General features: G+C 73.0%; 27 protein-coding genes. 17 read left to right on the top strand and 10 right to left on the bottom strand.

All coding sequences use genetic code 11. The features are described 5' to 3' along the window. Positions 1-120: 120 nt before the first annotated feature. The 3 genes from ACWXWW_RS00775 (at position 121) to ACWXWW_RS00785 (ending at position 3,864) form a co-directional block, all read left to right on the top strand. A complete protein-coding gene (locus ACWXWW_RS00775; RefSeq protein ID WP_455968216.1) occupies positions 121-2,151 on the top strand; it encodes a TPM domain-containing protein in 2,031 nt (676 codons plus the stop codon). Between the two features lie 62 nt (positions 2,152-2,213). Continuing rightward, complete coding sequence (locus ACWXWW_RS00780; protein ID WP_271172264.1) at positions 2,214-2,951, top strand: PspA/IM30 family protein; 738 nt, start codon at positions 2,214-2,216, stop codon at positions 2,949-2,951. A 94-nt stretch (positions 2,952-3,045) separates the two neighbouring features. Further along, a complete protein-coding gene (locus ACWXWW_RS00785) occupies positions 3,046-3,864 on the top strand; it encodes an arginase family protein (RefSeq protein ID WP_455968218.1) in 819 nt (272 codons plus the stop codon). 7 nt (positions 3,865-3,871) lie between these two features. On the opposite strand, the gene ACWXWW_RS00790 is transcribed toward ACWXWW_RS00785, so the two are convergent. Continuing rightward, on the bottom strand, positions 3,872-4,762 hold the full coding sequence (locus ACWXWW_RS00790) for an NAD(P)-dependent oxidoreductase (RefSeq protein WP_455968220.1): 891 nt from the start codon (positions 4,760-4,762) through the stop codon (positions 3,872-3,874). Positions 4,763-4,859: 97 nt separating this feature from the next. Here ACWXWW_RS00790 and ACWXWW_RS00795 point away from each other — a divergent pair, with 97 nt between their 5' ends. From ACWXWW_RS00795 to ACWXWW_RS00815, 5 genes are all read left to right on the top strand, one after another. Then, positions 4,860-5,918 carry a D-2-hydroxyacid dehydrogenase gene (locus ACWXWW_RS00795; RefSeq protein WP_455968221.1) on the top strand — a complete coding sequence of 353 codons (1,059 nt, stop codon included), beginning with the start codon at positions 4,860-4,862 and terminating at the stop codon, positions 5,916-5,918. 37 nt (positions 5,919-5,955) lie between these two features. After that, the gene (locus tag ACWXWW_RS00800; RefSeq protein WP_271172268.1) at positions 5,956-6,744 is read left to right on the top strand and encodes an IclR family transcriptional regulator; all 789 of its coding nucleotides are present in this window, start codon (positions 5,956-5,958) and stop codon (positions 6,742-6,744) included. Between the two features lie 86 nt (positions 6,745-6,830). Then, positions 6,831-8,240, top strand: a complete 1,410-nt coding sequence (locus ACWXWW_RS00805; protein WP_455968223.1) for an MFS transporter — start codon at positions 6,831-6,833, stop codon at positions 8,238-8,240. Next, entirely contained in the window at positions 8,237-8,962 is a 726-nt protein-coding gene (locus tag ACWXWW_RS00810; RefSeq protein WP_455968224.1) for a fumarylacetoacetate hydrolase family protein, read from the top strand. Before ACWXWW_RS00805 ends, ACWXWW_RS00810 begins: the two co-directional genes overlap by 4 nt. Positions 8,963-9,014: 52 nt before the next feature. Beyond that, positions 9,015-9,473, top strand: a complete 459-nt coding sequence (locus ACWXWW_RS00815) for a Fe-S oxidoreductase (RefSeq protein WP_282978142.1) — start codon at positions 9,015-9,017, stop codon at positions 9,471-9,473. Here ACWXWW_RS00815 and ACWXWW_RS00820 read toward each other — a convergent pair. After that, positions 9,463-9,933 (bottom strand): SIP domain-containing protein, encoded by a 471-nt coding sequence (locus ACWXWW_RS00820; RefSeq protein WP_271172272.1) that lies wholly within the window; start codon positions 9,931-9,933, stop codon positions 9,463-9,465. The two genes, ACWXWW_RS00815 and ACWXWW_RS00820, sit on opposite strands and share 11 nt — an antisense overlap. Before the next feature lie 48 nt (positions 9,934-9,981). Continuing rightward, positions 9,982-10,452: a carboxymuconolactone decarboxylase family protein gene (locus tag ACWXWW_RS00825; protein WP_282978144.1), complete on the bottom strand. Its 471-nt coding sequence runs from the start codon at positions 10,450-10,452 to the stop codon at positions 9,982-9,984. A gap of 206 nt (positions 10,453-10,658) precedes the next feature. Between ACWXWW_RS00825 and ACWXWW_RS00830 the strand changes: the two genes are divergently transcribed. From ACWXWW_RS00830 to ACWXWW_RS00860, 7 genes are all read left to right on the top strand, one after another. Further along, the gene (locus ACWXWW_RS00830; RefSeq protein ID WP_455968226.1) at positions 10,659-11,606 is read left to right on the top strand and encodes an alpha/beta fold hydrolase; all 948 of its coding nucleotides are present in this window, start codon (positions 10,659-10,661) and stop codon (positions 11,604-11,606) included. Then, on the top strand, positions 11,603-13,120 hold the full coding sequence (locus ACWXWW_RS00835; protein WP_455968227.1) for an ABC transporter substrate-binding protein: 1,518 nt from the start codon (positions 11,603-11,605) through the stop codon (positions 13,118-13,120). Before ACWXWW_RS00830 ends, ACWXWW_RS00835 begins: the two co-directional genes overlap by 4 nt. Positions 13,121-13,133: 13 nt before the next feature. Further along, positions 13,134-14,084, top strand: a complete 951-nt coding sequence (locus ACWXWW_RS00840) for an ABC transporter permease (RefSeq protein WP_455968228.1) — start codon at positions 13,134-13,136, stop codon at positions 14,082-14,084. Beyond that, the gene (locus ACWXWW_RS00845) at positions 14,081-14,959 is read left to right on the top strand and encodes an ABC transporter permease (RefSeq protein ID WP_282978150.1); all 879 of its coding nucleotides are present in this window, start codon (positions 14,081-14,083) and stop codon (positions 14,957-14,959) included. Before ACWXWW_RS00840 ends, ACWXWW_RS00845 begins: the two co-directional genes overlap by 4 nt. Then, positions 14,956-15,792: an ABC transporter ATP-binding protein gene (locus ACWXWW_RS00850; RefSeq protein WP_455968229.1), complete on the top strand. Its 837-nt coding sequence runs from the start codon at positions 14,956-14,958 to the stop codon at positions 15,790-15,792. The genes ACWXWW_RS00845 and ACWXWW_RS00850 overlap by 4 nt, the downstream gene beginning before the upstream one ends. Then, complete coding sequence (locus tag ACWXWW_RS00855; RefSeq protein ID WP_455968231.1) at positions 15,779-16,585, top strand: ATP-binding cassette domain-containing protein; 807 nt, start codon at positions 15,779-15,781, stop codon at positions 16,583-16,585. Before ACWXWW_RS00850 ends, ACWXWW_RS00855 begins: the two co-directional genes overlap by 14 nt. A 154-nt stretch (positions 16,586-16,739) precedes the next feature. Next, positions 16,740-17,765 carry an alcohol dehydrogenase catalytic domain-containing protein gene (locus ACWXWW_RS00860; RefSeq protein ID WP_455968233.1) on the top strand — a complete coding sequence of 342 codons (1,026 nt, stop codon included), beginning with the start codon at positions 16,740-16,742 and terminating at the stop codon, positions 17,763-17,765. A gap of 6 nt (positions 17,766-17,771) precedes the next feature. Here ACWXWW_RS00860 and ACWXWW_RS00865 read toward each other — a convergent pair whose 3' ends face one another. The 4 genes from ACWXWW_RS00865 to ACWXWW_RS00880 form a co-directional block, all read right to left on the bottom strand. Then, positions 17,772-18,398, bottom strand: coding sequence for a GNAT family N-acetyltransferase (locus tag ACWXWW_RS00865; RefSeq protein WP_271172281.1), 627 nt, complete (start codon positions 18,396-18,398; stop codon positions 17,772-17,774). Between the two features lie 9 nt (positions 18,399-18,407). Then, positions 18,408-19,103: a uracil-DNA glycosylase gene (locus tag ACWXWW_RS00870; RefSeq protein WP_282978261.1), complete on the bottom strand. Its 696-nt coding sequence runs from the start codon at positions 19,101-19,103 to the stop codon at positions 18,408-18,410. Between the two features lie 11 nt (positions 19,104-19,114). Next, positions 19,115-19,654: a phosphoribosyltransferase gene (locus ACWXWW_RS00875; RefSeq protein WP_455968234.1), complete on the bottom strand. Its 540-nt coding sequence runs from the start codon at positions 19,652-19,654 to the stop codon at positions 19,115-19,117. Between the two features lie 127 nt (positions 19,655-19,781). Then, positions 19,782-20,564, bottom strand: coding sequence for an SDR family oxidoreductase (locus ACWXWW_RS00880; protein WP_455968235.1), 783 nt, complete (start codon positions 20,562-20,564; stop codon positions 19,782-19,784). A 196-nt stretch (positions 20,565-20,760) separates the two neighbouring features. Here ACWXWW_RS00880 and ACWXWW_RS00885 point away from each other — a divergent pair, with 196 nt between their 5' ends. Further along, positions 20,761-22,077 carry a bifunctional o-acetylhomoserine/o-acetylserine sulfhydrylase gene (locus ACWXWW_RS00885; protein WP_374727723.1) on the top strand — a complete coding sequence of 439 codons (1,317 nt, stop codon included), beginning with the start codon at positions 20,761-20,763 and terminating at the stop codon, positions 22,075-22,077. Positions 22,078-22,183: 106 nt separating this feature from the next. Beyond that, positions 22,184-23,389, top strand: a complete 1,206-nt coding sequence (gene metX, locus ACWXWW_RS00890; protein ID WP_271172284.1) for a homoserine O-acetyltransferase MetX — start codon at positions 22,184-22,186, stop codon at positions 23,387-23,389. Positions 23,390-23,395: 6 nt separating this feature from the next. Here metX and cds1 read toward each other — a convergent pair whose 3' ends face one another. From cds1 to ACWXWW_RS00905, 3 genes are all read right to left on the bottom strand, one after another. Next, positions 23,396-24,463 carry an L-cysteine desulfhydrase Cds1 gene (gene cds1 / locus ACWXWW_RS00895; RefSeq protein ID WP_455968236.1) on the bottom strand — a complete coding sequence of 356 codons (1,068 nt, stop codon included), beginning with the start codon at positions 24,461-24,463 and terminating at the stop codon, positions 23,396-23,398. Positions 24,464-24,511: 48 nt separating this feature from the next. Next, the gene (locus ACWXWW_RS00900; protein ID WP_282978263.1) at positions 24,512-25,744 is read right to left on the bottom strand and encodes an MFS transporter; all 1,233 of its coding nucleotides are present in this window, start codon (positions 25,742-25,744) and stop codon (positions 24,512-24,514) included. An 81-nt stretch (positions 25,745-25,825) separates the two neighbouring features. After that, complete coding sequence (locus tag ACWXWW_RS00905; protein ID WP_455968238.1) at positions 25,826-26,137, bottom strand: thiamine-binding protein; 312 nt, start codon at positions 26,135-26,137, stop codon at positions 25,826-25,828. Positions 26,138-26,139: the final 2 nt, after the last annotated feature.

The following is a 26,139-nucleotide window of genomic DNA, read 5'->3' on the forward strand; positions in this document are numbered from 1 at the left end:
GCGCGCGCTCGACGCGGTCGATGAATCTCCTGTGCGCGGCGGCCTCGTCTTCCGCCGCATGCCGCCGCGTGCATAGGATCGGTCTCGCGGGCCCATGGCGCCCGCGGAGGGGAAGTCGCCATGCGGGCAAGGTGGACCGTGGCGCTGTGCGCCGGCCTGACGCTGTTCCTCGGGGGCGCCCCGATGGCGGCCTCGGCGGAGAGCCCGGTCGAGCTCGGCGACGCGTACGTCTACGACGGCTCGGATGTGCTGACCCCGAGCGAGGAGCGCGCCGCCGACGAGCGCCTCGCTCAGCTCGTCGCCGACACCGACGTCTCGCTCTGGGTCGTCTACGTCGACGATTTCGAGAACCCCTCCGACGCCATCGAGTGGGCCGACGCGACGGCGGACCGGAACCACCTCGGCAGCACGCAGTACCTCCTCGCGATCGCGACCGAGGGCCGTCAGCTCTACATCTCCTCCGCCGCGGACGGCCCCGTGAGCGAGGACCGTCTCGCGGCGATCGAGCAGGACCTCTTCGACGCCCTCGCGGACGACGACTGGGCGAGCGCGGTCGACGTCGCCGCCGACGGGTTCGAGGGCGGCGGACAGGGCGGCGCCAGCGCATGGCCGTGGATCATCGGCCTCGTCGTGATCGCGGGCATCGTGATCGTCGTCGTGCTGCTCTCGCGCAAGCGCAGCCCCGCGGAGAGGGCAGGGGCCGGTGACACCCCCGCCGAGCCCGAGGTCCCGACCGCCGAGCTGCAGCGCCGGGCGGCCTCCGCCCTCATCGCGACCGACGACGCCATCCGCTCGAGCGAGCAGGAGCTCGGCTTCGCGGTCGCGCAGTTCGGCGAGGAAGCGACCGGCGAGTTCCGCACCGCGCTGTCGGATGCGCGCGCGTCGCTCGCGCGCGCGTTCGAGCTCAAGCAGCGGCTCGACGACGCCACGGAGGACACCGAGGCCGACGTGCGCGCGTGGAACACCGAGATCGTCGCCCTCTGCGAGCAGGCGGCGGCGTCGCTCGAGGAGAAGGCGCAGGGATTCGCGCAGCTGCGCCAGCTCGAGCAGAACGCGCCGGAGGCGCTCACGCAGGTGCAGGAGAAGCGCGCGCAGGCGGCGTCCGTGTCCGACGAGGCGCGCCGCGCGCTCGAGGCGCTGGGCGCCCGGTACGCGCCCGAGGCGCTCACGACCGTGGCCGACAACCCCGAGCAGGCTCAGGCACGGCTGGCGTTCGCCGACGAGCAGCTCGCCGTCGCGCAGCGCGCGATCGGCTCGGGCGAGGGCGGCGAGGCCGCCGTCGCCATCCGCGATGCCGAGCAGGCGATCGCCCAGGCGCGGCGCCTCGGCACCGCGATCGACGAGCTCGGCGCGGCGCTCGCTGAGGGCGAGAAGCAGGCGGCCGATCTCATCCTCGAGCTCGAGGGCGACGTCGCCGCGGCCCGGCAGCTGCCCGACGAGGACGGGGCCGTCGCGGCCGCCGTCGCGCGCACCGAGCAGCAGGTGCAGACCGCGAAGCAGAACCTCGCCGGCTCCGGGCGCCGCCCGCTCGCGATGCTCGAGGCCCTCCAGAAGGCCGACGAGGAGATCGACCGCGCCCTCGCCGGCGGTCGCGACGCGGTCGAGCGGCGACGGCGGTCCGAGCAGATGCTCGAGCAGACCATCCTCCAGGCGCGCAGCCAGGTCTCGGCGGCCGAGGAGTACGTGTCGGCGCGGCGCGGCGGAGTGGGTTCGGACGCCCGCACGCGGCTCGCGCAGGCCGGCGCCGAACTCGCGCGCGCGGAGGGCCTGCGCCAGAGCGACCCCGCGGGCGCGCTCGGCCACGCGCAGTCCGCGCTCCGTCTCGCGAACGACGCGATCTCCCTCACGCAGAGCGACCTCAGCATGTTCGAGTCGTCGTACCGCTCGCAGGGCCGCTCCTCGGGCGGGGACGACTTCCTCGGCGGGCTCCTGGGCGGCCTCATCGGCAGCTCCCTCGGCGGCGGGCGCTCCTCGAACTCCGGATGGGGCGGCGGCCTCCTCGGCGGAGGCGGGGGCGGGCTCTTCGGCGGCGGAGGCGGCTCGTCGCGCTCCGGGCGCCGCGGAGGCGGGTCGTTCGGCGGAGGACGATCCGGCCGCCGGAGCTTCGGCGGAGGCGGCCGCTCGGGCCGCCGCGGAGGTGGTCGCTTCTGATCCGTCCCTCCCTGCCCTGAGACAGCCATCCGCTCCTGACCCCAACCGAAAGGGAAACACCGATGACCAAGCAGTCGATCTTCGGACGCATCTCGACCCTCATCCGGGCGAACATCAACGCCCTCATCGACGAGGCCGAGGACCCCCAGAAGATGCTCGACCAGCTCGTCCGCGACTACACGAACAACATCGCCGACGCCGAGGCCGCCATCGCCGAGACGATCGGGAACCTGCGCCTGCTCGAGCGCGACACCGCAGAGGACCGCCAGACCGCGGCCGAGTGGGGCAACAAGGCGCTCGCCGCGAGCCGCAAGGCCGACGAGCTGCGCGCATCGGGCAACACCGCCGACGCCGACAAGTTCGACAACCTCGCGAAGGTCGCCCTGCAGCGTCAGATCTCGACCGAGAACGAGATCAAGGCCGTCGAGCCGCAGCTGCAGCAGCAGACCGAGGTCGTGAACAAGCTCAAGGACGGGCTCAACGGCATGAAGGTCAAGCTCGAGCAGCTCAAGGGCAAGCGCGCCGAGCTCCTCGCGCGCGCCAAGACGGCCGAGGCGCAGAACAAGGTGCACGACGCCGTCAAGTCGATCGACGTGCTCGACCCGACGAGCGAGCTCGGCCGCTTCGAGGACAAGGTCCGCCGCCAGGAGGCCCTCGCCGCGGGCAAGGCGGAGATCGCGGCATCGAGCCTCGACGCGCAGTTCGAGTCGCTCGAGGACGTCGGCGAGCTGACCGAGGTCGAAGCGCGCCTCGCGGCGCTCAAGACCGGCGGCCAGCCGCAGGGCCAGCTCGGCGCCTGACCCCTTCCGACGCCGCCCTCTCCCCGGGGAGGGCGGCGTCGTCGTGTCCGCGGGCGCACTCGCGCGCGCCCTCCGGCAGGGGCAGGATGGGAGGATGGCACGATTCCTCGTGGTCCCGCAGTGGCAGGGCTCCCCCTCGTCGAGGGCGATGGCGCTCATCGACGGCGCCGAGGCCATCGCCGGCGACCTGCCCCGCTCCGCGTGCACCGGCATCGACGTTCCGCTCGAGGCGGGCGACACCCTGGGCACCGGGGTCCTCAGAGCGAGCGCCCTCCAGCGCGTGCGCGACGGCATCGGCGCTGCGCTCGACGAGCACGACGATGAGCCGGTCATCGTCGTCGGCGGCGACTGCGGCGTCGCGGTGCCCGCGATCGGCCGCGTCGCGGCCGACGACCTCGCGGTCGTGTGGCTCGACGCGCACGCCGACCTGCACGAGCCGTCCTCGTCTCCGTCCGGCGCGTTCTCGGGGATGTCGCTGCGCGGCGTCCTGGGCGGCGGCGAGCCCACGCTCGCGCTCCCCCGCGGCGCCGTGACGCCCGACCGCGTCGTCCTCGCGGGCGCCCGGATCCTCGAGGACGAGGAGGCCGACTTCCTGGAGACGAGCGCGATCCGGCGCGTGCCCGCCGCGGAGTTCACCCCCGACGCCCTCGCCGAGGCCGCGGCCGCCACGGGCGCGGCGCGCGTCTACGTGCACATCGATCTCGACGTCCTCGACCCCGCGCACATGTCGGGGGTCACGGCCCCCACGCCGTTCGGCCTCGAGCCGTCGCAGGTCGTCGCGGCGATCGGGGCTCTGCGCTCGGCGCTGCCGCTCGCGGGCGCATCGGTCGCGGGCTTCGCGCCGTCGTCGCCCGCTGCCGCCGTCGACGACATGGGCACGATCCTGCGCCTCATCGGCGCCCTCGCGCGCTGAGCCCGGGTCAGCGCTCCTCGACGAGGCGGCGCGTCACGACGAGATCGTCGTCCCCGAGGCCGCGTTCGACGAGCTCGTCGAACGCGGCGCGCAGCGCCGGAAGCAGCGCGGGGTGCGTGCGCGTCTCCGCTGCCACGTCGTCCGCGAACGCGAGGTCCTTCACCATGTACTTCGCGACTCCGGAGGGGCTGTAGTCGCGGGCCACGAGCTTCTCGCGCCGGCTGCGGAGCAGGTTCGATCCCGCGTAGCCGCCGCCGAGCAGCTCCCACAGCTGCCCGGGGTCGATCCCGCTGCGCTCGGCGAGCACGGTGGCCTCGGCGAGCGCGAGCATCGTCGCCGACACGACGAGCTGATTGCACGACTTGGCGACCTCCCCCGCTCCGAGCGGACCGAGGCGCACGGGCGTCCCGCAGGGAGCGAGCACGCGCGCCGCGAGCGCGGCGTCGGCCTCGTCGCCGCCCATCATGATCGAGAGCGTCCCCGCCCTCGCCCCGTCCTCCCCGCCCGACACCGGGCAGTCGACCACGCGCACCCGGCCATCCGTCCGCTCGGCGAGGTCCGCGGCCAGAGCGCGCACGCGCGTGGCCGACGACGTCGAGCCGATGAGCAGGAGGAGGGGATGCGCGACGCCCGCGAGCAGGCCGTCGTCGCCCTCGAGCAGGCCCTCGAGCTCGGGAAGGTCGGGCACCATCGCGAGCACGGCGTCGCTGCGCTCGGCGAGGGCGCGCGGCGTCTCGCACCAGGTCGCGCCGGCGCTCTCGAGAGACGGATGGCGGCGCGTGCGGCCCGTGATCGCGAGCGCGCCGTGCGCCTCCAGGAGGTGCTCGGCCATCGGCAGGCCCATCGCACCGAGGCCCACGACGCCGACACGGAGAGGAGGATGAGCGTCATCGGTCATGCTCCGACTCTACGGGTTTTGGCCAGAATATGGAACGTCGTACAGAACTTTGGCCGAGCCGGTATGCTGGCACCACCCCACATCGAAGAGGATGGTCATGACCGAAAGCACCGGACGGCTGCGCGCCGTCATCGCCACCGACCTGTCGGAGCAGCTGTGCCGCGAGCTCGAGCGGCGCGAGCCGCGACTCGAGATCGTCCGCGATCCGAGCCTGTGCCGCCCCATGCGGTGGCCCGCGGACTGGGGCGGGGACCCCGCCCACGTCCGCACGCCCGCCGAGCAGGAGGCGTTCGACGCGCTCGTCGACTCGGCCGACATCCTCTTCTCGATCCCCGACACCGACCCGGCGGCCCTCGCCCGCACGGTGCGCGCGAATCCGCGGCTCCGCTGGGTGCACGTCATGGCAGCCGGCGGCGGCGCCCAGGTCAAGGCCGCGGGCCTCACCGAGGAGGAGCTCGACCGGGTCGTCTTCACGACGAGCGCGGGCGTGCACGGCTCGACCCTCGCGGAGTTCGCCGTCTTCGGCGTGCTCGCGGGCGCCAAGGAGCTTCCCCGCCTGCAGCAGGCGCAGCGCGAGCACGCGTGGGACGACCGCTGGACGATGCGCCACCTCGACGAGATGACCGTGCTCGTCGTCGGCCTGGGCGGCATCGGCAAGGCCGTCGTCTCGCGGTTCGCGGCCTTCGGCGCGCGGGTGTGGGGAACGAGCCGATCGGGCCGCCCTGTCGACGGCGTCGAGCGCATCGTCCCCGTGGACGAGCTCGCATCCGCGGTCGGCGAGGTCGACGCGATCGTCGTCACCCTGCCCGGCACCGCGCAGACCGAGCACCTCATCGGCGAGGAGGTGCTCCGCGCGGTCAAGCCGGGCGTCATCGTGACCAACGTCGGGCGCGGCAGCGTCATCGACGAGGCGGCGCTTCTCGCCGCCCTCGACGACGGCCGGGTGTCGTACGCGGCGCTCGACGTGTTCGAGGTGGAGCCGCTTCCCGACCGGAGCCCGCTGTGGGACCATCCGCGCGTTCTCGTGAGCCCGCACACCGCGGCGCTGTCGACGCAGGAGGACGCGCGCATCATGCGCCTCTTCGCGGACAACGCGCGTCGCCTGCTCGACGGCGAGCCCCTGCGTAACGTGGTGGACACCGTCGAGTTCTACTAGGCCGGTCGCGCGAGCGCCGGCATCGCGAAGGAGCGCCATGTCCACTGCCCCCGATCGAGACCCGGCGCCGGCCGTCACGCGCGCCCTGCGCATCCTCACGGCGCTGGCCGACTCCGGCGGAGCGCCGATGACGCTCAGCGAGCTGGCCAGAGCGGTCGGCATCGCGAAGTCCTCCGCCGCGAACCTCTGCGCGGCGCTCGAGGAGGGCGGCATGATCGAGCGCGACGCGCGCGGCTTCCGGCTCGGTCGGCGCACCGCCGAGCTCGGCGGGGCGTTCGCACTGCAGTTCAACCAGGTGCGCGAGTTCTTCGCGATCTGCGCGGCCTCCGAGGTGCTGCACCGGGAGGTCGTGCAGATCGCCATGCTCGACGGAGCCGACGTGCTCTACCTCGCACGCCACGAGGGGCGCGCTCCGCACCGCCTCGGCACGCCCCTCGGCTCGCGCCTGCCGGCCGCGCAGAGCGCGACCGGCAGGGCCATCCTCATGACCCTCGACGACGAGGACGTCGCCCGCCAGCTGCCGCCCTCGGCGTTCGCGGCCGTGACCGAGCGCAGCGTCACGAGCCTCGACGCGCTCCTCGCGCTCCTCGCGGAAGCGCGGGAGCGCGGCTATGCGCTCGACGAGAGCGGGTCGTTCGCGGGCATCACGGGCGTCGCCGTGCCCCTGTCGCCATGGAATCCGAGCGACCCGCCGCTCGCCATGGGCGCGGCGCTGCCCGCCGACGCGACGACTCCCGAGCGGGTCGCCGAGGTCGGCGAGGCGCTGCTCGCGGCGGCGTCGCTCCTCACGAACCCGCTCGCCGTCCGGGGTTCCAGCTCGGACTGAGCGTTCAACCTGTTGCACACCGTTCCATCTATGGTACGGTGGTCACGTCTCGCGCTCCCGCGAGCGCCCTCATCGAAGGAGATGACGTGAGCACAGCAGCCCCGACTGCCCCCAAGACCCAGTACGACGATCCCGAGTACGCCGCGAACCTCCGGCGCGCCACCCTCGCCTCGAGCGTCGGCAGCGCGCTGGAGTACTTCGACTTCGCGCTGTACGGCCTGATGACGGCCCTCGTCTTCAACCGCCTGTTCTTCGACCCCGCCGATCCCGCGATGGGCGTGATCGGCGCGTTCGCGGTCTACGGCGTGGGCTTCGTCGCGCGCCCGTTCGGCGGGTTCTTCTTCGGGACGATCGGCGACCGGCTCGGCCGCAAGTGGGTCCTCGTCGTGACGATCCTCCTCATGGGCGGCGCATCGACGGCCATCGGCCTGCTGCCGACCTACGAGGTCGTGGGCGTGTGGGCAGCCGTGCTGCTCGTGATCATGCGCCTCCTGCAGGGCTTCGGCGCGGGAGCCGAGCAGGCCGGCGCCACGGTGCTCATGGCGGAGTACGCGCCGGTGCGCCAGCGCGGGTTCTTCGCGGCGCTGCCGTTCATCGGCATCCAGGCGGGAACGCTCCTCGCAGCCCTCGTCTTCTCCGGGCTGTCGCTCATGCCCGAGGACGCGTTCCTCGCCTGGGGATGGCGCGTGCCGTTCCTCGCCTCGTTCCTCCTCATCCTCATCGCGCTGTTCATCCGCATGCGGCTGCGCGAGACGCCGACCTTCGTCGAGCTCGAGAAGCACGAGCAGGTCGCCACGCACCCCTTCCGCGACATCTTCACGACCGGAATGCCGGGCGTCATCACGGGCATCGGCCTGCGGATGGCCGAGAACGGCGGCTCGTACATCTTCCAGAACGTCGCGCTCGCGTTCGTCGCCGGCACGTTCATCGCGAACCCCGTCGACCGCGGCATCGCGACGTGGGGCGTGACGATCGGCTCGCTCATCGGCATCTTCTCGGTCCCGCTGACCGGCTGGCTGTCCGACCGGTTCGGCCGTCGCCCGGTGTACCGCTTCGGCGCCGTCTTCATGCTGCTCTTCGCGTTCCCGGCGTGGTGGATGCTCTCGCTCGGCGACCCGGTTCTCACGGTGGCCGTCATCGCGATCGGCATCGGCGTCGCCGTCGCCTCGATGCTCGGCCCGCAGTGCGCGCTCCTTCCCGAGATGTTCGGCAACCGCCACCGGTACCTCGGCGTCGCGATGGCGCGCGAGATCTCCGCGGTGCTCGCGGGCGGCCTCGCGGGAGTGCTCGGCACGTGGCTGCTCACGCTGACCGGCGGCAACTGGGTCGTCATGGGCCTCTACCTCGCCACGCTCGCCGCGATCACGACGGCATCGACCTTCCTCATCCCGGAGACCCGCAGCCGCGACCTCCTGCGCATCCAGGACGCGGTCCGCGTCTCGACCGACGAGAAGGACACCGGCCTCGTGTCGGTGGTCATCGCCGACGCGCGATGAGGATCGCCCGCATCGCCTCCCCGTCCGGCGCCGTGCACGCGGTGCCGGACGGGGAGCGCTGGCAGCCCGTGTCCGACCCGTTCGCCGCCTTCGCCTCGGGCGCGGCGCCGGTTCCGCTCGGCGCTCCCGTCGACTCCCCTGTGTTCCTGGCGCCCGTCGACCCCCGCGTCGTCGTGGGGATCGCCCAGCCCGCGCACCCGGGCGGACCCGTCGGCGCGTGGCTCAAGAGCCCGCGCACGGTCGTCGCGAGCGGCGCCGAGGTCGCCCTGCGGCGCGACGCCGGGCGCCCCGTGATCGAGGGCGAGGTCGCCGTCGTGATCGGGCGGAGCACGGCCGGCCTCACGCCCGAGAACGCGGCGTCGTACGTGCTCGGCGTGACCGCCGTGAACGACGTCTCGAGCCCCGACTGCTCCGATCCGCGCAACTTCGAGGTCAAGGGCGGAGCAGGCTACACCCCGCTCGGGCCGTGGATCGAGACCGCGATCGACCTCGACGAGGTCGACCTCGCCGTCCGCGTCGACGGGGTGGAGCGCGTCCGGACCGGCACCCACGAGCTCCCGGCGCCCGTGGCGGACTGCCTTGCGTACGTCGCGCACTGGATCGAGCTCGGGCCGGGCGACGTCGTGATGACGGGAGCGCCGCGCTCGGCGTTCCCGGTCGAGCAGGGAGCGCTCGTCGAGATCGAGGTCGCCGGCGCCCTGCTGCGCACGCGCTTCCGCTGACCCGCGTGCGCCATCCGCCCCTCGCCCACCCGGACTGCGGCAGGATGGCGTCATGCGCATCAGCTTCCCGGCCGATCCGGCTCCCGCCCACTGGCGCGAGATCGCCGCGCTGCGGGTCGAGCACGGGCGGCGCATCGACGCCCGCATCCCGCGATGGCTGCTCGACTCCCCCGTGAGCGCGGTCGGCTGCGCGGCCGCGACGGCGCTCGGATGGCTGTGGGGCACGCTGTGGAGCCGCGGGCGCGTCGAGCGCCGCGAGGGCCTGCTCGTCTTCCGCGGGATGCCCGCGTGGACCTTCGCCCGCGGCGGCGTGTGCGTGGGCGGGTGCTTCCTGACCGGCGACCGCAGCGTGTCGACCCGGCTCCTGCGGCACGAGGCCGTGCACCTGCGGCAGTGGCGCCGCTACGGCGTGCTCATGCCCGTGCTGTACCTGCTCGCGGGACGGAACCCGCTGCGCAATCGCTTCGAGATCGAGGCCGGGCTGGAAGCGGGCGGCTACGTCAGCGGATGAGGCTCGCGAAGGCGTCGGGCACGTGGATGGCCTCCGCCGGGGTCCCGAGGGATCCCGTCAGATGGTCGACGATGTCGGCCGTGCCGAGGAAGCCGCCGAGCAGCACGACGCGCGTCGAGTCGTCGCCGGCGCACATCATCTCGTCGGCCCACGCGGTGACCGCACGGGACAGCGCCTGGCCGGGCGCGCAGGCACGTCCGGTGCCGGGTGCGCCCGAACGCCGGGAGCGGTCGAGCCAGGTCACGACCATCCGGGCGGGTGCGGCGATCTCGCCGATCCACGACGCGTCGGGGACCTCGATGAAGATGCGGCCCGTCGAGCAGATCGGCAGCGTCGCGACGAGCGTCTCGAGGTCGACGAGCGAGCGCTCGTCGGCCGTGATGAGGTGCTGCACGCGCGCGTGACGCGACGCACGGCAGACCTTGTCGCCGTGCTCCTGGGTCGTCTCGATGCTCTCCATGACGACGCCAGTCTACACCGCGCGAAGGGTTGCCTTACCTCAGCACGGTCAGCTCTCCGCGGGGCGGGGCGGCACGGGGTAGCGTCCGGCGACGGTGATGCGGTTGAACGCGTTGATCGAGACGCTGAGCCAGCTGACGGCGACGTACTCCTGCTCGCTGAGCACCGCGCCGACCCGGTCGTACAGGTCATCGGGGATGCCGGCACGGTGGATGAACGTGTGCGCCTCGGCGAGCTCGAGGGCCGCGCGCTCACGCTCGGAGAAGACGCCCGACTCGCGCCACACCGCGATCTGCGCGATCTCGTCGACCGTGAGCCCCGCGGCGACGGCCCGATCCACGTGCACGCGGACGCAGTAGGCGCAGCCGTTGAGCTGCGAGCAGTGCAGGAGCACGAGCTCCTTGAGCCGGTCGTCGACGCCGTACTCGCGCGCGATGCGGCCGACGGTCTGCGAGAACGCGTCGAGCGCCTTGTAGGCCTCGATCGCCGACTTGGACAGATGCACGCGCTGCTCGGTCATGCTTCGACCCTAGTGCGCGAAGGCGGACCCGGCTCGGCGGCAGATCGCGCAGCGCCACCCGCCCGCTCTGTGCCTTATGCTCAGATCTGCCGCCGCGCGACGAGCAGTTCGATCCGCGATTTCCCGGGCGGGCCTCGACCTCGCCAGAATGGAGGCGTCGGGAGCCCTCCCGTGCGTCCCGCTCGGCGTCCCCATCGAGGAGTCCTGTGAGCATCGCCCCCGCGAACGCGGCATCCCCCGCCGACGACGCGTTCGACGAGTTCTCGTTCCTGCCGGAGCAGGCCGCCGCTCAGGGGCGCCCCGCCCCGATCGGCCGACGCGAGCGTCTCATCCTTCCCGACGGACGCGCTCTCAGCGCTCTCGCGTACGGCGAGGGACGTCCGAGGATCGTGCTCCTCCACGGGGCCGGCCTCAACGCCCACACGTGGGACCAGACCGTGATCGCGCTCGGCCTCCCCGCGCTCGCGATCGACCTTCCCGGCCACGGGCACTCGTCGTGGCGTGCCGACGCGGACTACCGCGCCCGCACGATCGCCGATGACGTCGTGCGCGGCATCGAGGCGTGGGCGGACGCTCCCGTCGTCCTCGTCGGGCAGTCCCTCGGCGGGCTCACCGCGGCCGCTGTGGCGTCGCGACGGCCCGACCTCATCGCGCGCCTCGCCATCGTCGACATCACGCCGGGCGTCGACACCTCGGCCGGGCCGGCGATGCTCCGCCGCTTCTACGAGGAGACGGTCTTCGCGTCTCGCGACGAGCTCATCGAGCGCGCGCTCGCGTTCGGCCTCGGCGGCTCGCGCGCGCAGGCCGAGCGGGGCGTCCTCCTCAACTCCCGCGTGCGCGAGGACGGCCGGGTGGAGTGGCGCCACCACTTCGCCCAGCTCATGTCCTCGGGGACGCCCTCCCCCGCCGCTGCGCCCGAGAGCGGGTGGGAGGACCTCGCCGGCGTGACCGCCCCGATCGCCCTCGTGCGCGGCACCACCGGGTTCGTCACGTCAGGTGACGCCGACGAGTTCGCCCGGCGCACGGGCGCCGACGTCGTCGCGCTCGACGCCCCTCACAACGTGCAGGAGGTCGCCTTCGCCGACCTCGCATCCCTCATCGCGCGTCTCGCCGCCTCGGCGGGCGCGGCACCGGAAGGACGGCAGACAGCATGATCCGCATCCCCGCGCGCCCGGCGTCCGCCGCAGCGCTCCTCGTGCCCGCCGTGCTCCTCGCCGGCTGCGCCGGCGGCGGGCAGACGTCGCCCTCCGACGCTCCCGCGGGCGAGCCCAACCCCGACGCGAGTCTGCGCGTGGGCCTCGTCCTCGAGCCGACGAACCTCGACATCCGCCGCACCTCGGGCGCCGCGCTCGAGCAGATCCTCGTCGACAACGTGTACGAGGGCCTCGTGACCCGCACGCAGGAGAACGAGATCGTGCCCGCGCTCGCGAGCTCCTGGGAGATGTCGGAGGACGGCCTCGTCTACACCTTCACGCTCGAGGAGGGGGTCGTCTTCCACGACGGCGGCGAGCTCACCGCGCAGGATGCCGTCGCGTCGCTCGAGGAGGTCGTCTCCGACGAGTCCGTCGTCGGCCACGACGACCTCGCGAACGTCAAGTCCGTGACCGCTCCCGACGACCGCACCGTCGTCGTCGAGCTGACGGAGCCGAACCAGAACCTCCTCTTCACGCTCACGGGCCCCGCCGGCCTCGTGTTCGACGAGGGCGACGAGACCGACCTCCAGAGCGACGCGAACGGCACCGGCCCGTTCACCCTCGCGGAGTGGAACCAGGGCGAGAGCATCGTGCTGGAGCGCTTCGACGAGTACTGGGGCGAGGCTGCGGGCGTGGCCGAGGTCGTCGCGAGCTACATCCCGGACTTCACCGCGGGCGTGAACGCGGCGCTCGACGGCTCGCTCGACGTGCTCACGGCCGTCGACCCCCAGCTCGCGCCGCAGCTCGACGGCGCGAACGGCTTCACGCTCACGACCGGTCGGACCACGGACAAGTACGTGCTCGCGTTCAACAGCGCCGAGGCGCCGCTCGACGACGCCCGCGTGCGGGAGGCCCTGCGCCTCGCGATCGACCACGACGCCCTCGTCGAGGCCGTGGGCGCCGGCGTGACCCAGTACGGCCCGATCCCCGAGCTCGACCCGGGCTACGAGGACCTGTCCGACGTGGCGCCCTTCGACCCCGACCGCGCACGGCAGCTCCTCGCGGAGGCCGGTCAGGAGGATCTCGAGCTCGAGCTCACGATCCCCGCGTTCTACGGCACGACGGCGTCGACGTTCCTCGTCTCGGCGTTCCACGACGTCGGGGTCGAGCTGACCGTGAACCCCGTCGAGTTCTCGACGTGGCTGCAGGACGTCTACACGAACGGCGACTACCAGCTGAGCTTCGTGAACCACGTCGAGCCGCGCGACTTCGGAGCGTGGGCGAACCCCGACTACTACTTCCACCACGACAGCGCCGAGGTCCAGGAGCTCTACGCGCAGGCGATCGCCGCGATCGATCCGGACGAGTCCGCCGATCTGCTCGCGCAGGCCGCGCGTATCGTCGCCGAAGACCACGCCGCCGACTGGCTCTACACGGGCGAGACGATCGTCGCGGTGGGGCCGGGCGTCGCGGGCTTCCCCGTCGACTCGATCAACTCCCGCCTCGACCTCGCGTCCGTGACGCTGGCCGACTGAGGTCCCTCCGCCGGTGCTCCGGTACACGCTGACGAGGCTCGCGCTGCTGGCGCTCGGGCTGCTCGTCGCGAGCGCGCTCGTCTTCGCGACGCTGCGCGTGCTGCCGGGCGACGTGGCGCAGCTCGTCGCGGGCACCGAGGGCCGCCCCGGCCAGGTGGCGGCGATCCGCGAGCGCCTCGGCCTCGACCGGCCCGTCCTCGTGCAGTACGCCGACTGGATCGGCGGGATCCTGCGCGGCGACCTGGGCCGGTCGCTCCTGACCGGCACCCCGGTCGCCGACGAGCTCGCGTCGAAGGCGCAGGTGACGGTGCCGCTCGGCGTGCTCTCACTCGCCATCGCCCTCGCGATCGCCGTCCCGTTCGGCGTCCTGTCGGCCATCCACCGCGGGCGCCCCGTCGGCACCTCGATCAGCGTCGTCGCGCAGCTGCTCGCCGCGGTTCCCGTCGTCTGGGCCGGGATGATGCTCGTCGTCGTCTTCGCGATCACGCTGGGCTGGCTGCCCGCGCAGGGATTCCCGCGCGCGGGCTGGTCCGACCCGGCCGCCGCGCTGCGAGCGCTCACGCTGCCCGCCCTCACGGTGGGCGTCGTCGAGGGCGCGCTCCTCCTCCGCTTCGTGCGCAGCGCGACGCTGCAGGCGGTCGGCGAGGATCACGTGCGCACGGCGGCGGCGAAGGGGCTCACGCGCACCCAGGCGCTCGTCCGGCACGGCCTGCCGTCGGTCGGCCTGTCGATCATCACGGTGCTCGGCCTGCAGATCGCCGGCATCGTCGTCGGCGCTGTCGTCATCGAGCAGGTGTTCAACCTCCCCGGCATCGGGCGGATGCTCGTGGCGGATGTCGGCGCGCGCGACCTCGTGAAGGTGCAGGGCGAGCTGCTCGTCCTCACGGGCTTCGTGCTCGCGATCGGGTTCGCGGTCGACATCGTGCACCGTGTGATCGACCCCCGGCAGAGGGAGGCCGCATGACACCCGCGCGCGTGCTCTCGCGCCTGTGGCGCACGGGGACGGGGCGATTCGGCCTCGTCGCGGTCGCCGTGATCGGCATCGTCGCCCTCGTGTCGCTGCTCTGGACCCCGTTCGATCCGCGCACGGTCGACCTCGCGGCGCGCTGGACGGGCCCCGGATGGCCGCACCTCCTCGGCGGCGACGCGAACGGGCGCGACATCCTCAGCCTGCTCATGGTCGGCGCGCGCACGACCGTGCTCGTCGCGGCGGGCGCGGGCGCGGTGGCGACGGCCGTCGGCGTGCTGCTCGCCGCGCTCGGCGCCCTCACCGCGCGGCCCGTGCGCGAGGCCGTGGCGGTGCTCGTCGACATCCTCATCGCCTTCCCCGTGCTCCTCATCGCCATGATGCTGTCGGCCGTGTGGGGTGCGTCGCTGTGGATCGTCGTGTGGTCGGTCGGCATCGGGTTCGGCGTGAACATCGCGCGGGTCGCCCGCGCCGAGCTGCGCCGCGTGCAGCGCAGCGACTTCGTGCTCGCGGCGCGCGCGTCGGGGCTCACGACCGCGCAGACGCTCACGCGCCACCTCCTCCCGAACGTGCTGCCGGTGTTCATCGTGCAGCTGTCGTGGTCCATGGCGGCTGCCGTGCTGGCGGAGGCGGGGCTGTCGTACCTCGGCTTCGGCGCCCCGGTCACCGAGCCGAGCTGGGGCCTGCTCCTCGGCGACATGCAGCGCTACATCTCGCTGCACCCGCTCTCGGTGCTGTGGCCGGGACTCGCGATCACGGTCACCGTGCTCGCGCTGAACCTCCTCGGCGACGCCCTGCGCGAGGCGACCGACCCGACCCTGCGCCGCGGCGAGGCCAAGCCGCAGGCGCATCAGCCGGTGGTGGTCTCATGAGCCTCGAGGTCTCGGGTCTCACGATCGAGATCGGCGGTCGCCGCGTCGTCGACGACGTCTCGTTCGCCGTGCCCGACGGCGCGCGGCTCGGGCTCATCGGCGAGTCCGGATCGGGCAAGTCGCTCACGGCGCTCGCGATCCTGGGCCTCCTGCCCGCGGCCGCCACCGCGAGCGGCAGCGTCCGCTGGCAGGGCGCCGAGATCCTCGGCATCCCCGACCGCGAGATGGCGCGGCTGCGGGGCGACGAGATCGGCATGGTCTTCCAGGAGCCGCAGACCGCGCTCAACCCGATCCGCACCGTGGGGCGCCAGATCTCGGAGGCCGTGCGCATCCACCGCGACGTCTCCCGGCGCGAGGCCGCGGAGATCGCCGTCGCCGAGGCCCGTCGCGTCGCGCTGCCCGACCCCGAGCGCATCGTCGCCCGCTACCCGCATCAGCTCTCGGGCGGGCAGCGCCAGCGGGTCGCGCTCGCCATGGCGCTCGCATGCCGCCCGCGGCTGCTGATCGCCGATGAGCCCACGACGGCCCTCGACGTCACGATCCAGGCCGAGGTGCTGCGCCTGCTCCTGTCGCTCGTCGCGGACGACGGGATGTCGCTCGTGTTCATCACGCACGATCTCGCGGTGCTGTCGCAGGTCGCGACCCACGGCGTCGTGCTCGAGGACGGCCGCGTCGTCGAGGATGCGCCCGTGTCGCGGCTGCTCTCCGCGCCGCAGCACCCCGTCACGCAGGGCCTCCTGCGCGACGCGACCGCGACGCTCTGGCGACCCGCGGGCGCGGAGAACGCCCCGCGAGATGACGGCTCGGCGAAGGGGGCGGATGGCCGTGGCTGACATCCTCCTGCGAGCGCGCGCGCTCGAGCGGCGGCACCTCCATCCGCGCACGACGCTCTTCGAGCGGCGGCGCGAGACCGTCGCGCTGCACCCGACCGACCTCGACATCCGCCGCGGCGAGGCCGTCGGGATCATCGGAGAGTCCGGGTCGGGCAAATCCACGCTCGTGCGCCTCCTGCTCGGGCTCGACGTCCCGACGGCGGGCACCGTGGAGTACGACGGCCGGCCGGTCGACGCCCGCGCCCCGGCGCGGGCGCTGCACGGGCTGCGGCGCGCGACGGGCATCGTCTTCCAGGACCCGTACGCCTCGCTCGACCCCCGAATGACGGTCGCGCGCATCGTCGAGGAGCCGCTGTGGGCGCTCGGCATCCCGGGAGACCGCGCGGCGCGCGTCCGCGAGGTGCTCGGGCAGGTCGGCCTCGAGCCCGACATGGCCGACCGCTACCCGCACGAGTTCTCCGGAGGCCAGCGTCAGCGCATCGCCCTCGCCAGGGCCATCGTCCACCGCCCGGAGACGCTCGTGGGCGACGAGCCGCTGTCGGCGCTCGACGTCACGGTGCGGGCGCAGATCCTCGCGCTCCTCGCCGACCTGCGCGCGCGCGAGCGGATGACCCTCGTGCTCGTCTCGCACGACATCGGCGTCGTGCAGAACCTCTGCGACACGGTCGTCGTCATGAAGGACGGCCGCGTCGTCGAGCACGGCCCGACCCCGCAGGTGCTCCTCTTCCCGCGCGAGGACTACACCCGGCGGCTGCTCGCGGCCATCCCGACGATCGACCAGCCGCGCGCCTGACCCGGCACGGGGCATCCGCACGCGCGCGCGGCACGGGGCGGTCGCCATCCGTTTGCCGTCCGTTCACGCGCGCGCGTCAGGCTCGCCCCATGTCGATCGAGCGCGCCGCAGCCGGACCGCACCGCAGCCCCGCGACGACCGCCGCGGCCGCGCTGTGAGCGCCGCGCCCACGACCCTCGCCGCCGTGTGGCGGGGCGCCGACGGCATCCGGATCGAGGAGCTGCCGGTGCCCGCGCCGCGGCCCGGCGAGCTCGTCGTCGAGATCGACCTCGCGACCGTCAGCGGCGACGACCGCCGCACCGCGTCGGACGCGCACCGCGTACCCGCTGCCGTGCTCGGCCACGAGGCGGTCGGACGCGTCGTCGCCGCCGGAGTCGGCGCACCGGCGGCCGAGGGCGATCGGGTCGTCTGGGCCCCATCCGTCGGATGCGGGATGTGCGACCGCTGCCGACACGGACGGGTCGCGCGCTGCCGCAAGCTGCGCGAGATCGGGCGCGAGCCCATCGACGGCCCGTGGCCGCTCTCGGGCGCCTACGCCCGGCACATCCTCCTCCCGTCCGGATCGACCGTGGAGCGGGTGCCGGACGAGCTGTGCGATGCCGTCGCGGCGCCCGCGGGCGGCGCCACGGCGACCGCGATGGCCGTGCGCGAGGCGTCGGGCGACCTCACGGGCCTGCGCGTCCTCGTCTGCGGCGCGGGGATGCTCGGCCTCACGGCGACGGCGGTCGCCCGCGAGAGCGGGGCGTCCGAGGTGGTCGTCCTCGATACCGACGCGTCGCGCCGCTCGCTCGCGCTCGCCTTCGGGGCGACGGCGGTCGTGGCGCCGCGAGATCGCCCGGGCGAGGCGGATCTCGCGTGGGAGCTCTCGGGAGCGGCCGAGGCGGCCCCGGGCGCGCTCGCGGCACTCGCGATCGGCGGCCGGCTCGTCCTCGCGCGCGCAGCCGCGACATCCGCCGCGGTCCCTGTCGACCTGGACCGCGTCGTCCGCCGCGGGCTCGTGATCACCGGCGTGCTCGGCTCCGAGCCCCGCCACCTGCGCGAGGCGGTCGCGTTCCTCGCGTCCACGCGGACGCGGTACCCGTGGGAGCGGCTCGTCGCGCCCGCGATGGGCCTCGAGCACCTCGCGCTCCTCCTCGCGCAGCCCGCGAGCGTCGCGCCGCGGACCGCGATCGCGCCCTGACGACGGTCAGTCGTCCGAGCCGAAGACCCGCGAGAGCACGCCGCGCTTCCGCTTCGGCGTGAGCGACTTCTGGAGGTACACCGTGCCGAGCCAGCGGTCGAACTTGAAGCCGACCTTGCCCATCCGCCCGACCTCCTCGAAGCCGAAGCGCTCGTGCAGCGCGAGCGACCCCTCGGCGCCCTTGTCGCTGATCACCGCGACGATCTGACGGAGCCCCTTCTCCTCGCACGCCTCGATGAGGGCGGCCAGGAGCGCGGTGCCGAGGCCCTTGCCCGTCGCGGCGTGCCCGAGGTAGATGGAGTTCTCGACCGTGTACCGGTACGACGACTTGCCCGACCACGGCGACACGAGCGCATAGCCCAGCACCTGCCCGGTCGGCGCGACGGCGACGAGGAAGGGGAGGTCGAGCTTCTGCAGGTGGAGGAACTTCTCCTTCCACTGCCGATGCGTCCATTTCTTCTCGTCGAACGTCACGACCGAGTTCGTCACGTAGTAGTTGTAGATCTCGCGGATGTCCTCGATGTCGCGCATCTCGGCGGGGCGGATCTCGTACGAGAACGGGCGCTCGGGGGCGGGCCGACGCTGCAGGTGCAGCGGAAGGCGTCGGCGCTTCTGGTATTCCTCCTCGAGCATGCGTCCAGACTACGCGGGGATCGTCCAGTCGACAGGGCCGGCGCCCTGCTGCGCGAGCAGCGCGTTCGCTCGTGAGAACGGCCGCGATCCGAAGAAGCCGCGGCTCGCCGAGAGCGGCGAGGGGTGGGGCGACTCGATCGACGGCACGCCGCCCAGCAGCGGCTTGAGGTTCGCGGCGTCACGCCCCCACAGGATCGCCACGAGCGGCCCGCCGCGCTCTGCGAGGGCGCGGATCGCGGTCTCGGTCACCCGCTCCCACCCCCATCCGCGGTGCGACGCGGGCGCACCGGGGCTCACCGTGAGCACGCGGTTGAGGAGCATGACGCCCTGGTCGCTCCACGCCGAGAGGTCGCCGTGGGGCGCGGGCGCGACGCCGAGGTCGCTCTGCAGCTCGCGGTAGATGTTCTGCAGGCTGCGCGGGATGGGCCGGACGTGTCGCTCGACCGCGAACGACAGGCCGATCGGATGGCCCGGGGTCGGGTACGGGTCCTGCCCGACGATGAGCACGCGGACGTCGGCGAGCGGGCGCTGGAACGCCCGCAGCACGCGGTCCCCCGCGGGCAGATACGGCCGCCCGGCCGCGACCTCGGCGCGGAGCCGGTCGCCGAGCGCGGCGATGTCGGCGGCCACGGGTGCGAGCGCGTGCGCCCAGCCGGCGTCGATGAGGCCCGCCTCGGCGAGCTCGGGAAGGGAGCGCCCTGCCATGTCGAGCGCGCTCACGCGGTCGGGGCGAGGCCGAGGTCCTCCTCGCGCACGGTGCCCCTGGCCGACCAGGGGAAGTCGATCCAGAGGTCGGTGTCCTTCCACGCGTAGTCGGGCTGGACGATCGTCGACGGCTTCGTGAAGATCGTGACCGACCGCACGTCGGCGCCCTTGTCGGAGAGCAGCTGGACGGCGAGCGCGAGTGTCCGCCCCGAGTCGGCGACGTCGTCGACGAGGAGCACGCGGCGCCCGTCGAGGTACTCCATGTCGAGTGCCGGCGGGAGCACCTCCGGCGCGTCGAGGACGGTCCCGATGCCCGTGTAGAACTCGACGTTGATGGCGCCGCAGTTCTTCGCGCCGAGGCCGTAGGCGATGGCGCCGGCGGGGAGGAGTCCGCCGCGCGCGATCGCGACGACGACCTCGGGCTCGAAGCCGCTGTCGAGGATCGTGCGGGCGAGATCGCGCGTCGCGGCGCCGAAGCCGTCCCAGGTGAGGACTTCGCGCTCGGTCGGAGTGTCGGTCACGGGCGTTCCTTTCGATCGTGTCTCAGTCATCGCGTCTTCCCGGGCCGGAAAACCAGGGAGAACGAGACATGCAAGTCAGACCCATCCCGCATGTCTCGAAAACCGCCGCCATCCGGACGGGAAAGCCGGGGAGAACGAGACATGCGGATGGTGCGGATCAGCTCTCGCGGACGGCGAGAGGGCCGCGGTGCAGGAGATGCGCGGCCGCCTGGGCCACGGGCCGCACGGTCACGAGGTCGAGGTTCACATGCCCGGGCGCCTCGAGGGCGTACGCGATCACGTCGGCCACGTCCTCGGCGGAGAGCGGGCTGTCGACGCCCGCGTACACGGCGTCCGCCGCCTCCCGGTCGCCGCCGAGGCGCGTGAGCGAGAACTCCTCGGTGCGCACCATCCCCGGCGCGATCTCGATCACGCGCAGCGGCTCGCCGTTGAGCTCGAGCCGGAGGGCGTCGACGATCATCGACTCCCCGGCCTTCGCGGCGTTGTAGCCGGCGCCACCGGGATACGCGCGCTGAGCAGCCGTCGACGTGACGAAGAGCAGGTCGGCGTGGCCCGCTCCCCCGCGCACCGCGTCGCGCAGCTGCGGCAGCAGAGCCCGCACGAGCCGCTGCGCGGACAGGACGTTCGCCTCGAACATCCACGTCCACTCGTCGGCGTCGCCGTCCTCGACACGGTCGGTGCCGCGCGCGCCGCCCGCGACGTGCGCGAGCGCGTGCACGCCGTCGCTCGCGGCGAGATGCGCGGCCAGGGCGTCGACGTCGGCCTGCCGGGTGAGGTCGGCGGCGAACACGTCGGCGCCCGTCTCCGCGGCGAGCGCCTCGAGGCGCTCGGCCCGCCGGGCCACGCCCGTGACGTCCCATCCGCGCGAGCGCAGCAGGCGCACCGTCGCCGCGCCGATCCCCGAGCTCGCTCCCGTCACGACCGCACGCCTGTTCGCCATCCGTCCAGTATGCCGTCCCCGACCGAGGGCGCACCGTGACGGCCTGTGACGAGCCGCGACGGCATGCGACGCGCGATATGACGCCGCGTGTCCCGTGCGTTGCCCGGGCACCGCGGGTTCCGTACTGTCGCAGTCATGCCCGAAGGCGGGCATCCCCGAGCAGATCCCACGACCATCCTTCGAGCAGGAGACACGCATGAGCGAGAACTGGCGCTTCGAGACCACGCAGATCCACGCGGGCGCGCAGCCCGACCCCGTGACCGGGGCCCGTGCGACGCCGATCTACAACACGACCTCGTACGTGTTCCGCGACGCGGACCACGCGAAGAACCTCTTCGCGCTCGCCGAGTTCGGCAACATCTACACGCGCCTGCAGAACCCGACGCAGGATGTCGTCGAGCAGCGCATCGCGGCGCTCGAGGGCGGCACGGGCGCGCTCCTCGTGGCGAGCGGCCAGGCCGCCGAGACCTTCGCCGTGCTCAACATCGCGCAGGCCGGCGACCACATCGTGTCCTCGAGCTCGATCTACGGCGGCACCTACAACCTCTTCAAGTACACGCTCGGCAAGCTGGGCATCGAGGTCACCTTCGTCGAGAACCAGGACGACCCCGAGCAGTGGCGTTCAGCGGTCCGCCCGAACACGAAGCTGTTCTTCGCGGAGACGATCGGCAACCCCGCCATCAACGTCCTCGACATCCGCACGGTCGCCGACATCGCGCACGAGAACGGCGTGCCGCTCATCGTGGACAACACGATCGCGACGCCGTACCTCATCCGCCCGTTCGAGCACGGCGCCGACATCGTCGTGCACTCCGCGACGAAGTTCCTCGGCGGGCACGGCACGGTCCTCGGCGGTGCGATCGTCGACGGCGGCCGCTTCGCGTGGTCGCAGAACGTCGAGAGGTTCCCGGGTCTCACCGAACCCGACCCGTCGTACCACGGCGCGAGCTACACGACCGCCGTGGGCGACGAGCTCGCGTACATCATCAAGGCGCGCGTGCAGCTGCTGCGCGACCTCGGCTCGGCCATCGCCCCGCAGAGCGCGTGGCAGCTCATCCAGGGCATCGAGACGCTGTCGCTGCGGATCGAGCGCCACGTGCAGAACGCCCAGGAGATCGCGGAGTGGCTCGAGAACCACCCCGACGTCGCGACGGTCAACTACGCGGGTCTCCCGTCGTCGCCGTGGTACGCGAACGCGAACCGCTATGCGCCGAAGGGCGTCGGCGCCGTGCTGTCGTTCGAGCTCAAGGGCGGCGTCGACGCGGGCCGCGCGTTCGTCAACTCGCTCGGCCTGTTCAGCCACCTCGCCAACATCGGCGACGTGCGCTCGCTCGTCATCCACCCCGCATCGACGACGCACTCGCAGCTCACCCCCGAGCAGCAGCTCACGAGCGGCGTGACGCCGGGACTCGTGCGCCTGTCGATCGGCCTCGAGAACGTCGACGACCTCAAGGCCGACCTCGAGCAGGCGCTCGTCGCGGCCCGCGAGACGGCGGCGGCCGCTCGGGCCTGACCCGCGAACACGATGGATGCCCCGGGCGCGCGCCCGGGGCATCCGCCGTATCCGGCGACGCGTAACAGTGGCGGGGGCGCCCCGCAGAGCACGGGAGAATGGACGGATGGACTGGCAGATCTCCGAGGACACGGTGCCGTCTGCTCCCGTCACGGAGGCCGACGCCCGCTCGATGGCCGGCCGTCCGCCCGCGACGGGAGCGTGGCTCGACGGCGATCCCGTGGGGGATCGCCGGTTCGCCGCGTTCGGACCGCTCACGACCGAGAGCGGCGCGGAGCTGCCAGGGTTCCGCCTCGCGTACGAGACGTGGGGCGAGCTGAGCCCCGCCCGCGACAACGCGGTGCTCATCCTGCACGCTCTGACCGGCGACAGCCATGTCCGCGGCCCCGCCGGCCCCGGGCATCCGACCGCGGGATGGTGGGACGCGCTCGTCGGGCCGGGTCTCGCGATCGACACCGACCGGTGGTTCGTCATCGCCCCGAACGTCCTCGGCGGATGTCAGGGCTCGACCGGGCCGGCGAGCATCCATCCCGACGGCGAGGCCTGGGGCTCGCGCTTCCCGTATCTCACCATCCGCGACCAGGTCGCCGCGCAGGTCCGACTCGCCGACGCCCTGGGCATCGACCGCTGGGCCGCCGTGATCGGCGGCTCGATGGGCGGCATGCACGCGCTCGAATGGGCCGTCGGGCTGCCCGACCGCGTCGAGCGGCTGGCCATCCTCTCCTCGCCCCCGATCAACACGGCCGACCAGATCGCCCTGAACTCCGTTCAGCTCGAGGCGATCGAGATCGATCCCCGGTTCGCGGGCGGCGACTACTACGACGCGGCACCCGGTGAGGGGCCGCACCGCGGTCTCGCGCTCGCCCGTCGGATGGCCCTGCTGAACTACCGCAGCCCCACCGAGCTCAACCAGCGGTTCCAGCGGTCGTGGCAGTCCGACGTCAGCCCCCTCGGCTTCGGCGGCCGCTTCGCGGTGGAGTCGTACCTCGACTTCCACGGCAACAAGTTCACGCGCCGCTTCGACGCGAACACGTACATCCGGCTCGTGGAGGCGATGGACTCGCACGACGTCGGCCGCGGCCGCGGCGGTGTCGAGGAGGCCCTGTCGGAGGTCACCGCGACGACGCTCGTGCTGGGGATCGACAGCGACCGGCTCTTCCCCGTCGACGGGCAGCACCGCATCGCGCGGAGCATCCCGAACACGCTCGACGGGCAGGAGTCGGTGGTGCTGCACAGCGACTTCGGCCACGACGGGTTCCTCATCGAGACCGAGGCCGTCGCCCACCACCTCGGCCGCCTGTTCGCGGCGTAGCGCGGGTCAGTCCCAGACGCCGGTCGCGAGGAAGCGGTCCATCCGCTCGCGGTGCGGCGCGAGGTCGTGCCCCTGCGCGGCGACCCACGCGTCGTCGTGGTAGGTGTGAGCGTAGCGCGCGCCGCCGTCGCAGATGAGGGTGACGACGCCGCCCCGCTCCCCCGCCGCGATCATCCGGGCGATGAGCTGGAACGCGCCGACGAGGTTGGTGCCGGTCGACCCGCCCGCCCAGTGCAGCGTGCGCTCCCTGAGGAGGCGGATGGCCGCGAGCGACGCCGCGTCGGGGATCGGGAGCACCTCGTCGATCACTCCAGGCACGAACGACGGCTCGACGCGCGGGCGCCCGATGCCCTCGATGCGGCTCGGCATGCCCGTCGTGTGGTCGGAGCGCCCGGTGCGCCATCCGCCGTAGTACGCGGAGTTCTCCGGGTCGACGACCGCGATCCGGGTCGGATGGCGGCGGTAGCGCACATAGCGGCCGAACGTCGCGCTCGTGCCGCCGGTTCCCGCGCCCACGACGATCCACGCGGGGACGGGATAGCGCTCGGCGGCGAGCTGCTCGAACACGCTCTCGGCGATGTTGTTGTTGCCGCGCCAGTCGGTCGCGCGCTCGGCGTACGTGAACTGGTCGAGGTAGTACCCGCCGCTCTCCGCCGCCAGGCGCTCCGCCTCGGCGTACATGTCGCCGGGGACGTCGACGAAGTGGCAGCGCCCTCCGTAGAACTCGATGAGCTCGATCTTCTCGGGGCTCGTCGCCCGCGGCACGACCGTCACGAAGTCGAGCCCGAGCATGCGCGCGAAGTACGCCTCCGACACGGCGGTCGATCCGCTCGACGCCTCGACGAGCGTCGTCCCCTCGTCGATGCGCCCGTTCACGAGCCCGTAGAGGATGAGCGATCGCGCGAGGCGGTGCTTGAGCGAGCCGGTCGGGTGCACGGACTCGTCCTTGAGGTACAGGTCGATGCCCCACTCGGGTGGAAGCGGGAAGACGTGCAGGTGCGTGTCGGCGCTGCGGTTCGCGTCGGCCTCGAGCAGGCGGATGGCGTCGCGCACCCAGGTGCATCGGTCGGTCACGCCTTCGACCCTACGCGGCGTCCTGCGCCGCGAGCGGATGGCCCGGGCTCAGACCGTGGGGATGGGCGAGGTGCCGGTGTCCTCCGAGGAGAAGGATGCGAGCATCCGCGCGTCGGAGCGCCGTTCGGCCGCGAAGGCGACGAGCGCGATGGCCATCCCGACGAGTGACAGGACGACGCCGACCCACACCGGGGCGACGTATCCCCATCCGGCGGCGATCACGGCGCCGCCGAGCGCCGCTCCGAGGCTGTTGCCGACATTGAGCGCCGAGTGGTTGAGGGCGGCGCCGATCGCCTGGTGATCGCGCGCGACATCGAGCAGGCGCAGCTGCACGGTCGGCGTGGCGGTCGCCGAGACGGTCGCGAAGACGAACAGGCCGATGACGAGCGCGACGGTGAGGTGGGCGACGACGCCGACGAGGGCCGACGCACCGGCGAGCGCGAGCAGACCGTAGACGAGGGTGCGGCGCACGCTGATGTCGGCGAGCAGGCCGCCGAGCAGGTTGCCGATCGTCATGCCGAGCCCGATGGCGACGAGCGCGATCGACACGACCCACTCCTCTGCCCCGGCGACCTCGGTCACGAGGGTCGCGACGTAGCTGTACACCGCGAAGAACGCGCCGAAGCCGATCGACCCGATCGCGACCGTGAGCCAGACCTGGGGGATGCGGAAGATGCCGAGCTCGTGGCGGACCGTGCGACCCGCGTCACCGGGCTGCGCGGGCACGAAGAAGGCGATCATGAGCAGGGCGAGCAGGAAGACCGCCCCGACGACGACGTAGGCTGCGCGCCATCCGAGCTGCTGACCGAGGAGCGTGCCGCCGGGCACGCCGACCACGTTCGCGATCATGAGGCCGCTCATGACGATCGAGATCGCGCGGCCGCGCTTCTCGGGGCCGAACAGGTCGGCCGCGACGACGGCGGCCATGCCGAAGTAGGCGCCGTGCGGCAGCCCCGACAGGAAGCGCGAGAGGCCGACGAGCTCGAACGTCGGCATGATGACGGTGAGCGCGTTGAAGACGAGGAGCGCGAGGGCGAGGGCGATGAGCACGCGGTGCCGCGGGAACCGCGACACGAACGCCGCGATCGTCGGCGCTCCGATGACGACGCCGAGCGCGTAGAGGCTGATCAGCACGCCCGCCTGCGCGACGGCGTCCTCGGGGCTCGCGGCGTGGACGGCCGGCAGGAGGTCGCCCGCGATGCGCGGGAGGAGGCCCATCGAGACGAACTCGGTCATGCCGATGCCGAAGGCGCCGATGGCGAGCGAGAGGAGCGCCCACATCGCCGCACCCCTCGACGTGGTGGTCGAGGTGGTCACCAGGAGAGTCTACGGGCCGTGCGCGGCGCCGCTCTCACGGAAGCCTCAGTCCAGCTCTCCGATCGCGCTCTCGAGGCGGTCGATCTTGCCGTCGATCTCGCCGTGGTATCCCGGGCGGATGTCGGCCTTCAGCACGAGGGAGACGCGGGAGCCGAACGGCATGACGGCCTCGGTCGCGCGGCGCACGACATCCATCACCTCGTCCCAGGTCTCGCCCTCGATCTCGGTGAACATCGACGTCGTGCGGTGCGCGAGGCCCGATTCGCGGACGACCTTGACGGCCGCGGCGACCGCGTCGTGCACGGAGCCGTCGGCGCTGCCGTCTCCCGAGGGAGCGACGGAGAAGGCGACGAGCATGG

It is taken from the genome of Microbacterium sp. KNMS, from assembly GCF_053851835.1.

Coding starts and splice junctions, on each gene's coding strand:
- ACWXWW_RS00795 (WP_455968221.1), top strand. CDS start 4,860: ATGACCGAAAGCACCGGACGGCTGCGCGCCGTCATCGCCACCGACCTG.
- ACWXWW_RS00880 (WP_455968235.1), bottom strand. CDS start 20,564: ATGGCGAACAGGCGTGCGGTCGTGACGGGAGCGAGCTCGGGGATCGGC.
- ACWXWW_RS00885 (WP_374727723.1), top strand. CDS start 20,761: ATGAGCGAGAACTGGCGCTTCGAGACCACGCAGATCCACGCGGGCGCG.
- ACWXWW_RS00845 (WP_282978150.1), top strand. CDS start 14,081: ATGACACCCGCGCGCGTGCTCTCGCGCCTGTGGCGCACGGGGACGGGG.
- ACWXWW_RS00905 (WP_455968238.1), bottom strand. CDS start 26,137: ATGCTCGTCGCCTTCTCCGTCGCTCCCTCGGGAGACGGCAGCGCCGAC.
- ACWXWW_RS00900 (WP_282978263.1), bottom strand. CDS start 25,744: ATGTGGGCGCTCCTCTCGCTCGCCATCGGCGCCTTCGGCATCGGCATG.
- ACWXWW_RS00825 (WP_282978144.1), bottom strand. CDS start 10,452: ATGACCGAGCAGCGCGTGCATCTGTCCAAGTCGGCGATCGAGGCCTAC.
- ACWXWW_RS00855 (WP_455968231.1), top strand. CDS start 15,779: ATGGCCGTGGCTGACATCCTCCTGCGAGCGCGCGCGCTCGAGCGGCGG.
- ACWXWW_RS00810 (WP_455968224.1), top strand. CDS start 8,237: ATGAGGATCGCCCGCATCGCCTCCCCGTCCGGCGCCGTGCACGCGGTG.
- ACWXWW_RS00800 (WP_271172268.1), top strand. CDS start 5,956: ATGTCCACTGCCCCCGATCGAGACCCGGCGCCGGCCGTCACGCGCGCC.
- ACWXWW_RS00850 (WP_455968229.1), top strand. CDS start 14,956: ATGAGCCTCGAGGTCTCGGGTCTCACGATCGAGATCGGCGGTCGCCGC.
- ACWXWW_RS00775 (WP_455968216.1), top strand. CDS start 121: ATGCGGGCAAGGTGGACCGTGGCGCTGTGCGCCGGCCTGACGCTGTTC.
- ACWXWW_RS00780 (WP_271172264.1), top strand. CDS start 2,214: ATGACCAAGCAGTCGATCTTCGGACGCATCTCGACCCTCATCCGGGCG.
- ACWXWW_RS00815 (WP_282978142.1), top strand. CDS start 9,015: ATGCGCATCAGCTTCCCGGCCGATCCGGCTCCCGCCCACTGGCGCGAG.
- ACWXWW_RS00865 (WP_271172281.1), bottom strand. CDS start 18,398: ATGCTCGAGGAGGAATACCAGAAGCGCCGACGCCTTCCGCTGCACCTG.
- ACWXWW_RS00790 (WP_455968220.1), bottom strand. CDS start 4,762: ATGACCGATGACGCTCATCCTCCTCTCCGTGTCGGCGTCGTGGGCCTC.
- metX (WP_271172284.1), top strand. CDS start 22,184: ATGGACTGGCAGATCTCCGAGGACACGGTGCCGTCTGCTCCCGTCACG.
- ACWXWW_RS00835 (WP_455968227.1), top strand. CDS start 11,603: ATGATCCGCATCCCCGCGCGCCCGGCGTCCGCCGCAGCGCTCCTCGTG.
- ACWXWW_RS00785 (WP_455968218.1), top strand. CDS start 3,046: ATGGCACGATTCCTCGTGGTCCCGCAGTGGCAGGGCTCCCCCTCGTCG.
- ACWXWW_RS00870 (WP_282978261.1), bottom strand. CDS start 19,103: ATGGCAGGGCGCTCCCTTCCCGAGCTCGCCGAGGCGGGCCTCATCGAC.
- ACWXWW_RS00820 (WP_271172272.1), bottom strand. CDS start 9,933: ATGGAGAGCATCGAGACGACCCAGGAGCACGGCGACAAGGTCTGCCGT.
- ACWXWW_RS00875 (WP_455968234.1), bottom strand. CDS start 19,654: ATGACTGAGACACGATCGAAAGGAACGCCCGTGACCGACACTCCGACC.